The 9208-nt window shown below is 71.8% G+C and carries 7 protein-coding genes; 3 read left to right on the top strand and 4 right to left on the bottom strand.

All coding sequences use genetic code 11. The annotated features are described in order from the left end of the window. Together AB0H87_RS32770 and AB0H87_RS32765 are read left to right on the top strand one after the other, a co-directional pair. Window positions 1-791: hypothetical protein (locus tag AB0H87_RS32770; protein ID WP_360154521.1), on the top strand; the 791-nt coding region annotated here is incomplete at its 5' end. Further along, window positions 791-1780 (top strand): LacI family DNA-binding transcriptional regulator, encoded by a 990-nt coding sequence (locus tag AB0H87_RS32765; RefSeq protein ID WP_360154518.1) that lies wholly within the window; start codon window positions 791-793, stop codon window positions 1778-1780. The genes AB0H87_RS32770 and AB0H87_RS32765, both read left to right, overlap by 1 nt. 704 nt (window positions 1781-2484) lie before the next feature. On the opposite strand, the gene AB0H87_RS32760 is transcribed toward AB0H87_RS32765, so the two are convergent. The 4 genes from AB0H87_RS32760 to AB0H87_RS32745 all read right to left on the bottom strand — a co-directional run bounded on the left by AB0H87_RS32760 (window position 2485) and on the right by AB0H87_RS32745 (window position 7623). Next, window positions 2485-3885 (bottom strand): class II fumarate hydratase, encoded by a 1401-nt coding sequence (locus AB0H87_RS32760; protein ID WP_360154515.1) that lies wholly within the window; start codon window positions 3883-3885, stop codon window positions 2485-2487. A 49-nt stretch (window positions 3886-3934) separates the two neighbouring features. Next, entirely contained in the window at window positions 3935-5605 is a 1671-nt protein-coding gene (locus AB0H87_RS32755) for a fumarate hydratase (protein ID WP_360154512.1), read from the bottom strand. An 11-nt stretch (window positions 5606-5616) separates the two neighbouring features. Continuing rightward, on the bottom strand, window positions 5617-7029 hold the full coding sequence (locus AB0H87_RS32750) for a PQQ-binding-like beta-propeller repeat protein (protein ID WP_360154509.1): 1413 nt from the start codon (window positions 7027-7029) through the stop codon (window positions 5617-5619). Window positions 7030-7101: 72 nt separating this feature from the next. Further along, entirely contained in the window at window positions 7102-7623 is a 522-nt protein-coding gene (locus AB0H87_RS32745) for an Lrp/AsnC family transcriptional regulator (RefSeq protein WP_360154506.1), read from the bottom strand. 118 nt (window positions 7624-7741) lie between these two features. Here AB0H87_RS32745 and hppD point away from each other — a divergent pair, with 118 nt between their 5' ends. Continuing rightward, on the top strand, window positions 7742-8938 hold the full coding sequence (gene hppD / locus AB0H87_RS32740; protein ID WP_360154503.1) for a 4-hydroxyphenylpyruvate dioxygenase: 1197 nt from the start codon (window positions 7742-7744) through the stop codon (window positions 8936-8938). Window positions 8939-9208: the final 270 nt, after the last annotated feature.

Below are 9208 nucleotides of genomic sequence, written 5' to 3'. Positions count from 1 at the left end.
ACGACGTCTACGCCGACGCGCGGCTGCCCCGCGACCACGCGCTGATGTGCCGGGCCTCGCTGGCTCGGTTGCCGCCCGACGCCGTGGTGCTGGCCGGGCCCTCGGCGGCGGTCGCACACGGTGTCCCGGCGGCCGCTTCCGTGTCCGATCCGGTGCACCTGATCCTGGCCGCCGGTCGGCGGGTGAGCGACCAGGTGGGGACCCGGCTGCACCGGGTCCGGCTCGACCCGGCCGAGGTCTGTCGCGTCCCGCTGGCGGGCGGTGGCTCGTCCGTGGCGGTCACCGTCCCTTCCCGCACCGCCTGGGACGCCGCCGTCTGGCTGGCGCTGCCCGACGCGGTGGCGGTGGTCGACGCGCTGCTGTTCCAGGGTCTGGTGACGCCGGCTTCGCTGCGGGCGGTGGCAGCGCGGTTGGCCGACCGGCCCGGCGGGCGGCGGGCGCGGCACACGCTGGCGCTGGCCGACGGCAACGCGCGCTCGCCGGCGGAGTCGCTGTTGCGGGTCCGGTTGTTCCTCGCCGGGCTGCCGATGGCGCTGGCCCGTCCGCCGGTGTTCGCGGCGCGGCCGCCGCTGGCCTGGCCCGACTTCCGCGTGGCGCTGTGGTGCGGCGGGCCGGAGCCGGCCGCCGAGACGCTGATGGTCGACGAAGGCTGGCTGACGCTGCGCATGTCGCCGCGGCGCGAGTTCGCCGACGTGGTCCGCGAGGTCCGCGCGGCGCTGCTGGGCCGTGGATGGCGCAGAACGCGAAAACAGGATGTCAAGGAGAGCGCTCTCACGCCTAACATACGGTGATGGAGGCAAAGAAGCCGACACTGGAAGACGTTGGCCGCGTGGCGGGTGTGTCCCGCGCGACCGCATCCCGCGTGATCACCGGCGGCGCCCGGGTGTCCACCCGCACCCGCGACCGCGTCTGGCACGCCGTCGAGCAGCTGGGCTACCACCCCGACCTGGCCGCCCGAGCCCTGGCCAAGGGCCGCACGGACGTAATCGACCTGATCATCATCGACGAGGACGCGACGCAGGTCGGCAGCAACCCGTACTACAGCCGCGTGGTGTCCGGCATCCTGTCGGCGCTGGCCGGCACCGAGACCCAGATGCGCACGCACGTGATCGACGAGCCGGACGCACCCACCCGCCTGGACGATGTCGCCCGCATCGTCGAGGTCGGCGCCCTGCTGATCAACGTGCCACCGGAGCTGGCGGCCCGCCTCACGGCGCGCTGCGGCCGGGTGGTGTCGCTGGGCCGGTCGGCGCTGGGCGTGGCGTCGGTGGAGGCGGAAAACGTGCTGGGCGCGCGGTCGGCGGTGGAGCACCTCTACCGCACGGGCCGGCGGAAGGTGGTGGCGGTCCACGGGAAGCCGAACAACTCGTGCGCCACGGGCCGCCGCCGGGGCTTCCACTCGGCGTCGATGGACGCGGGCCACGAGCCGATCGGCGCGGAGGGCGGCTTCTGCCTGGAGGCGGGCGTGGCGGGCACGCACCAACTGCTGGCGGAACACCCGGACCTCGACGGCATCTTCGCGGCCTGCGACCTGACCGCGATGGGCGTGCTGCGGGCACTGAGCGAAAGCGGCCGCCGCGTCCCGGACGACGTGGCACTGGTGGGCTTCGACGACAGCTTCCTGGCCTCGGTGGCCACGCCGGCGATGACCTCGGTCCGGCAGCCGGTGGAGAAGATGGCCGCGATGGCCACCCGGGCACTGCTCGCGAACGAGACGGGTCCGAGCTGGCAACGCGTCGAACCGGCCCCCCTCCAGATCCGCCGCAGCTCGGCCGCCTGACCGACCTCAGCGACACGGCCCGGCCGCCCCGGGGAAGTGTGCGGCCGCCGCGTGACGAGGCGCCGGCGGACGCGGTCGCCGACCGGGGAGCGGCTCCGCACCGCGCTGCGGCGGCGGCGATGCGTATATGGATGCAGAGCAAACGCCACCGCGACCATCAGCCGCGTGCGACCGGCGCGGCGGCGGCGGCGATGCGTATATGGACGCAGAGCAAACGCCACCGCGACCATCAGCCACGTGCGACCGGCGCGGCGGCGGCGGCGGCGGCGATGCGTATATGGACGCAGAGCAAACGCCACCGCGACCATCAGCCACGTGCGACCGGCGCGGCGGAGGCGATGCGATATGGACGCAGAGCAAATGCCACCGCGAGCACGGGCCGCGTGGGGCCGGCGCGGCGGGGGCGGCGCCGCCGCCCCGACCGGCCACACCTTCGGCAACGCGGGCAACGCTGCTCATACCCCGCGTGCGGCCGGCGCGCTGTTGGGGCGGCGCCGCCGCCCCGACCGGCCACATGCTCGGCAACCCGCGCACCGCCGCTCATACCCCGCGCGGCGCGTGGGGCTGCCTACCCGACGCCGAACGGTCAGAGCCGCGCAGTGCCCACCCGGTCGTGGGCGCGACCGCCTCCGGCCTCACGGCCTGCTCGAACGAAGCCCACCCAGGGGCCATCCCCAGGTGTGCCAACCGGGTTGACTCGCGGGTCAGGGACGGGTCATGCGGAGGACGTCGAGGAGCTCGTCGAGCTTCTCCTCCGTGATTTTGCCGTTGGCGACGTGGCCGCGGTCGATGACCACCGCGCGGATTGAGCGGCCGGTCGCCAGCGCCTCCTTCGCGATCGACGCTGCCTCGTCGTAGCCCAGGTGGCGGTTCAGCGGGGTGACGATCGACGGGGAACCCTCCGCGTACGCCAGGGTGACCTCCTCGTTCGCCGCCAGGCCGGCCACGCAGCGGTCCGCCAGCATCCGGCTCGCCGCCGCCAGCAGGCGGATCGACTCCAGGATGTTGCGGGCCATCACCGGGAGCATGACGTTGAGCTCGAAGTCGCCCTGCGAACCCGCGAACGCGATCGCCGCGTCGTTGCCGATGACCTGGGCCGCGACCTGGCGCACCGACTCGCAGACGACCGGGTTGACCTTGCCCGGCATGATCGACGAGCCCGGCTGCAGGTCCGGGATGCGCAGCTCGCCCAGGCCGGCGCGCGGGCCGGAGCCCATCCAGCGGATGTCGTTCGCGATCTTGTAGAGGCCGACCGCCACCGTGCGGAGCTGGCCCGATGCCTCGACCAGGCCGTCGCGGGCGCCCTGGGCCTCGAAGTGGTCGCGGGCCTCGGTCAGCGGCAGGCCCGTCTCCGTGCGCAGCCGCTCGATCACTTTCGCCGCGAAGCCGGGTGGGGTGTTGACGCCCGTGCCCACCGCGGTGCCGCCCAGCGGCAGCTCCGCCAGGCGCGGCACCGTCGACTCCAGGCGGGCGATGCCATAGCGGACCTGGGCCGCGTACCCGCCGAACTCCTGGCCGAGGGTGACCGGTGTGGCGTCCATCAGGTGGGTGCGCCCGGCCTTGACCACGGTCGCGAACTCCGCCGACTTCGCCGACAGGGCGCCGGCGAGGTGGTCGAGGGCCGGGACCAGCTCGTTGACGACCGCCTCGGTCGCGGCGAGGTGGATCGACGACGGGTAGACGTCGTTGCTGGACTGCGACGCGTTCACGTGGTCGTTCGGGTGCACGTCGCGGCCCAGCTCGCGGGCCGCCAGCGTGGCGATCACCTCGTTGGCGTTCATGTTGGAGGAGGTGCCGGAACCGGTCTGGAAGACGTCGATCGGGAACTGGTCGTCGAACCCGCCACCGGCGACGTGGGCGGCGGCGACCTGAATCGCGGTGGCCAGCCCCTCGTCGATCACCCCGAGCTCGCCGTTGACCGCGGCCGCGGCGCCCTTGATCTGGGCGAGTGCCCGGATGTTGCCGGGCTCGATGCCCCGCCCCGACACCGGGAAGTTCTCCACCGCCCGCTGCGTCTGCGCCCGCCACAACGCCTCGGCCGGCACGCGTACCTCACCCATGGTGTCCCGCTCGACGCGGAACCCGTTCTCCTCAACGCCAGTCACCACTCCATCCTGCCCCCGCCGGCGGAGGCACGCAGAGTGATCCACACCGCTAGGGGCGGCGCCCGACCGTCAGGACCGGCTTGGTGACCTCCGCGAAGAAGTCGTTGCCCTTGTCATCGACCACGATGAAGGCCGGAAAGTCCTCGACCTCGATCTTCCAGATGGCTTCCATGCCGAGCTCCGCGTACTCCAGGACCTCGACGTGCTTGATGCAGTCCTGCGCGAGCCGCGCCGCCGGGCCGCCGATCGAGCCGAGGTAGAAGCCGCCGTGTTCCGCGCACGAGCGGGTGACCTGCGCCGAGCGGTTGCCCTTCGCCAGCATCACCTGCGAGCCGCCGGCCGCCTGGAACCGGGCCACATAGGAGTCCATCCGGCCGGCCGTGGTCGGGCCGAACGAGCCCGACGCGTAACCCTCGGGTGTCTTCGCCGGGCCTGCGTAGTAGACCGCGTGGTCCCGCATGTAGGACGGCATTTCCTCACCCGCGTCCAGTCGCTCCGCCAGCTTCGCGTGCGCGATGTCGCGGGCCACCACCAGCGGACCGGTCAGGGACAGCCGGGTTTTCACCGGGTACTTCGACAGCTCGGCCCGGATCTCGGACATCGGCCGGTTGAGGTCGATGCGGACGACCTCGCTCGACTCGAGCTGCGCGTCGGTGACCTCCGGGAGGAACCGCGCCGGGTCGGTCTCCAGCCGCTCCAGCCAGACGCCCGACGGCGTGATCTTGGCGACCGCCTGGCGGTCGGCCGAGCAGGAGACCGCGATCGCGACCGGGCAGGAGGCGCCGTGCCGCGGCAGGCGGACGACCCGCACGTCGTGGCAGAAGTACCGGCCACCGAACTGGGCGCCGATGCCGAACTGTCGCGTCAGCTCCAGCACCTCGGCCTCGAGGTCGAGATCGCGGAAGCCGTGCGCGGACAGCGAGCCGGCGGTCGGCAACCCGTCCAGGTACTTCGCCGACGCGAGCTTCGCGGTCTTCAGCGCGTGCTCGGCCGAGGTGCCACCCACCACCACGGCCAGGTGGTACGGCGGGCAGGCCGAGGTGCCGATCAGCCGCAGCTTCTCCTCCAGGAACGACATCATCCGCGCCGGGTTCAGCAGCGCCTTCGTCTCCTGGTAGAGGAACGACTTGTTGGCCGACCCGCCGCCCTTGGCCATGAACAGGAACTTGTAGGCGTCCGGGTGCCCGCCCGGGTCCTCCGCGTACAGCTCGATCTGGGCCGGCAGGTTGGTCCCGGTGTTGCGCTCCTCCCACATCGAGATCGGCGCGAGCTGCGAATAGCGCAGATTCAGCCGGGTGTACGCCTGGTAGACGCCCCGGGCGATGGCCTCCTCGTCGGTGCCGTCCGTCAGCACGTGCCGACCCCGCTTGCCCATCACGATCGCCGTGCCGGTGTCCTGGCACATCGGCAGGACGCCGCCGGCCGCGATGTTGGCGTTGCGCAGGAGGTCGAGCGCCACGAACCGGTCGTTCGGCGACGCCGCCGGGTCGTCGATGATCGAGCGGAGCTGGGTCAGGTGCGCCGGGCGCAGGTAGTGGGCGATGTCGTGCATCGCCTCCGCGGTCAGCGCAGTGAGCACCGCCGGGTCGACGGTGAGGAACTGCCGGCCGCCCGGGCCCTTGACCACGTCGACGCCCTCGTCGGTGACCAGCCGGTATTCGGTCAGGTCGTCGCCTTGCGGCAAGAGCGGTGAGTAGTTGAAGGCGGCGGCGTCGCTCATGAGCGGCTAGCCTAGCCGCCTTTGCAGACCTCTTGTTTGGGCCCGCCACACTCTGGCCAGTCATTGCCCGTGTTGCCCGGATTGCCGGTAGCGGGCGGTGGGTTCGGCACGCTGCCGGCACCCGAGAACGGCAGGTAACCCATGTCGCGGCCACTGACGATGATCATCCCGGCCGGGCCGACCGCGAGCACGTCGGCCTCCGAGCGCACGTTGACCAGCTCCGCACCCGTGCCCGGGTTGACCGCGATGATCCGATCGGGCTTCTGGTCGACCACGACGACGGCCGGCTCGGTCAGCGCCACGCTGCTCTTCGGGGCCGCGGGCCGCTTCCAGCTGCCGCGACCGCCGAGCTCGACGCTGCGGACGGCGCTGCCATCGGCGGTACGCACGACCGCGTACCGGTCGTCGACACCGAGCAGGTGCTCCCCGGGCGCGCCGGTGAACAGGATCCGCCCGTCGTACGCGTCGATCACCAGCTCCCGGGCGTCCGCGGCCACCCCGACGACCACGTTGCGACCGCCGGCCGGGTCGTCGCGCTGCGCGCACCCGCCGTCCTTCGCCGTGCGCATGTTGATGCCGGCGTTGCGCCACACCTCGCCGCCGGTGGCCGCGTCGGACGCGACGACCGAGAAGTAACAGGTGCCGTCGGCGGAGACCGCCTTGATCCGCAGCACGCGGCCGCCGACCACCACCATGCGCTCGTCGCGCTCGGGCGTCAGCTCGCGGACCACCTGGCCGGCGGCGGTGTCCACGACGAAGACCTTGTCGTCGATCGGCAGGCCGAGCATGGGCGGCATCAGGTCCGGGCCGCCGGCGTTGCCGTCGATCCGCTTGGCGGTCATCGGCTGGGTGCCGAGGATGTCGGGGTTGTCGGCGAACAGCACGAACCCGATGCCCGGGATCTGCACGGTCCACAGTGGGGTGCTGCCCTGCGGGTCCCAGGCGGTCAGCGTGCAGTCCTCGGGGCCGTGGCAGCGCACGTCGAGCAGTCCGTTGCGATAGGTCCAGACCGCCCGCGCCTCGGTGTCCGTGCGGCGCACGCTGCCCGACATGGGGTCGACCACCTGGTAGCCCTTGACCAGCAGCTTGCCGGTGACCACCACGGCGGTGTTGCCCTCGCCGGCGACCGCCGCCCAGTCGGCCTTGTGCTCCCACAGCTGCGCGCCCGACCCGAGGCCGCGCGACTCGACGATCGTGCGGTGCTCGATGATCACCGCACCGCCGGCGATGGTGGCGCTGCGCGGGGTCCCGCCGAGCCGCTGCTGCCAGAGCGGTGCGGGTGTCGACAGCGGGGTCGAGGTGTTGACCATGGCCCAGACCTTGTCGAGCAGCGGGGTCAGCACGCCGGTGAAGTAGCCCACGACGAGGAGGACCGCCACGAACGCGGCCCAGCACTTCACACAGGGGCCGTTCCCCCTCGCCACCGGCACACCGTAGCGACACGCCGGCAGAAGATCCGGGACGGCGATAAACCCGTGTCGATCCGGTTTGCGAGATTAATCCGCGTCCGGACCGTCGGGTGCCGTGGCTGCCGATTCGCCGACCGCGGCCGACACCAGCGGCAGCACACGGAACGCGATCTGCTCCGTCAGCGAGATGATCGTCGAGGCCCGGGCCACCGCGCCGTGTGCGACGATCCGGTCGATCACCCGCTGCAGGTCGGCGTTGGACCGGGCGACCACCCGGCACATCAGGTCGCCGGAGCCGGTGATCGTGTGCGCCTCCAACACCTCGGGGATGCGCGACAGGTGCACGGCCACCGGGTCGTGGCCCTGCCGCTGGCTGATCTCCAGCGTCACGAACGCGGTCACGCCGTACCCGATGGACGCGGGTTGGATCTCCGGTCCGAAGCCCCGGATCACGCCGCGCGCGACCAGCTTGTCGAGCCGCGCCTGGACCGTCCCACGGGCCACCCGGAGCCGCCGCGAGCATTCGAGGACGCCGATCCGGGGCTCCTCGGCCAGCAAGTTGATCAATGCGGCGTCCAGGGAATCGAGCTGGACAATCTGCGATGTCATTTCGGCGATCTCCCGGACGGATTGCACAACCTGCGCAGAGAATTCTAGGACAGTTGACCAACAACGCGGATCCAAGTGACGCTCGGCTCAGACGGCAGCCACACGAGGGGAGTCGACGATGACTCAGGCGCTCAACGACATCGACCAGGCCACCGCCGATCGGCTGATCGGGGCGGTCGAGCACGACATCGCCAGCGACCCGTTCCCGGTCAAGGGCCTCGACCACATCCTCTTCCTGGTGGGCAACGCCAAGCAGGCCGCGCACTACTACTCGACCGCGTTCGGCATGACCTGCGTCGCCTACCGCGGCCCGGAGCAGGGCTTCCGGGACTACGCCGAGTACGTGCTGACCAGCGGCAGCGCCCGCTTCGTGTTTCGCGGCGCCGTCCGGCCCGACGCGGCCGACGCCGCACACGTGCAGAAGCACTCCGACGGCGTCGTCGACATCGCGCTCGAGGTGCCCGACGTCGACGCGGCGTTCGCCTACGCGGTGGCGCAGGGCGCGGACGCGCACACCGAGCCGACGGACATCACGGACGAGCACGGCACCATCCGGTACGCCGCGATCGACACGTACGGCGACACCCGGCACTCGCTGATCGACCGGTCCCGCTACAGCGGCCCGTTCCTGCCAGGGTTCGTCGCCCGCAAGCCGATCGTCGACCGGGCTCCGGCGATCGCGGCGGGCCTGCAGCCGAAGCGCTACTTCCAGGCGGTCGACCACGTGGTCGGCAACGTCGAGCTCGGCAAGATGGACCACTGGGTCGAGTTCTACAAGCGGGTCATGGGCTTCACGAACATGGCCGAGTTCGTCGGCGACGACATCGCGACCGACTACTCGGCGCTGATGTCGAAGGTCGTCGCCAGCGGCACGCGCAAGGTCAAGTTCCCGCTGAACGAGCCGGCCATCGCCCGCAAGAAGTCGCAGATCGACGAGTACCTCGAGTTCTACGACGGCCCGGGCGCCCAGCACATCGCGATCGCCACCAACGACATCCTGGCCAGCGTCGACGCGATGCGGGCGGCGGGCGTCGAGTTCCTGGACACGCCCGACTCCTACTACGACGACCCGGAGCTGCGCGCCCGGATCGGCACCGTGCGCGTGCCGATCGAGCAGCTCAAGGAGCGCAAGATCCTGGTCGACCGCGACGAGGACGGCTACCTGCTCCAGATCTTCACCAAGCCCGTGCAGGACCGCCCGACGGTCTTCTTCGAGCTGATCGAGCGCCATGGCTCCCTCGGCTTCGGCAAGGGCAACTTCAAGGCCCTGTTCGAGGCCATCGAGCGGGAACAGGAAGCTCGGGGCAACCTGTAACACTGTCCGGGTGCACCCCGACCCCCAGCGATCCACCGGCGCGCGGGACCCGCGCCAGCCCGGGCCGCCGGCGGCCTACCCACCGCCGGCGAGCCCGGGTCACATTCCGACCCAGCAGTGGTACGCCGGCCCGCCGCCGAACCCGTGGGTCGCGCCGCCGGCACTGCCGACGGTCGGTCCCGCCGGCCGGCAACCTGGCCACGAACCTGTGCCTGGGCGCGGTTGGCGTGCCCGCGGTGCAGGAAGTGTGGCGCCTCGCCGGAGCCACGC

Source organism: Asanoa sp. NPDC050611 (assembly GCF_040654855.1).
Lineage (GTDB): Bacteria > Actinomycetota > Actinomycetes > Mycobacteriales > Micromonosporaceae > Asanoa.
The sequence above is the reverse complement of the archived record's forward strand: the minus strand, read 5'-3'. Positions and strand labels throughout refer to the sequence as shown.

What these genes read in the sequence shown, in the direction of transcription:
- AB0H87_RS32765 (WP_360154518.1), top strand. Translation starts at nt 791, where the DNA reads ATGGAGGCAAAGAAGCCGACACTGGAAGACGTTGGCCGCGTGGCGGGT.
- AB0H87_RS32755 (WP_360154512.1), bottom strand. Translation starts at nt 5,605, where the DNA reads ATGAGCGACGCCGCCGCCTTCAACTACTCACCGCTCTTGCCGCAAGGC.
- AB0H87_RS32745 (WP_360154506.1), bottom strand. Translation starts at nt 7,623, where the DNA reads ATGACATCGCAGATTGTCCAGCTCGATTCCCTGGACGCCGCATTGATC.
- hppD (WP_360154503.1), top strand. Translation starts at nt 7,742, where the DNA reads ATGACTCAGGCGCTCAACGACATCGACCAGGCCACCGCCGATCGGCTG.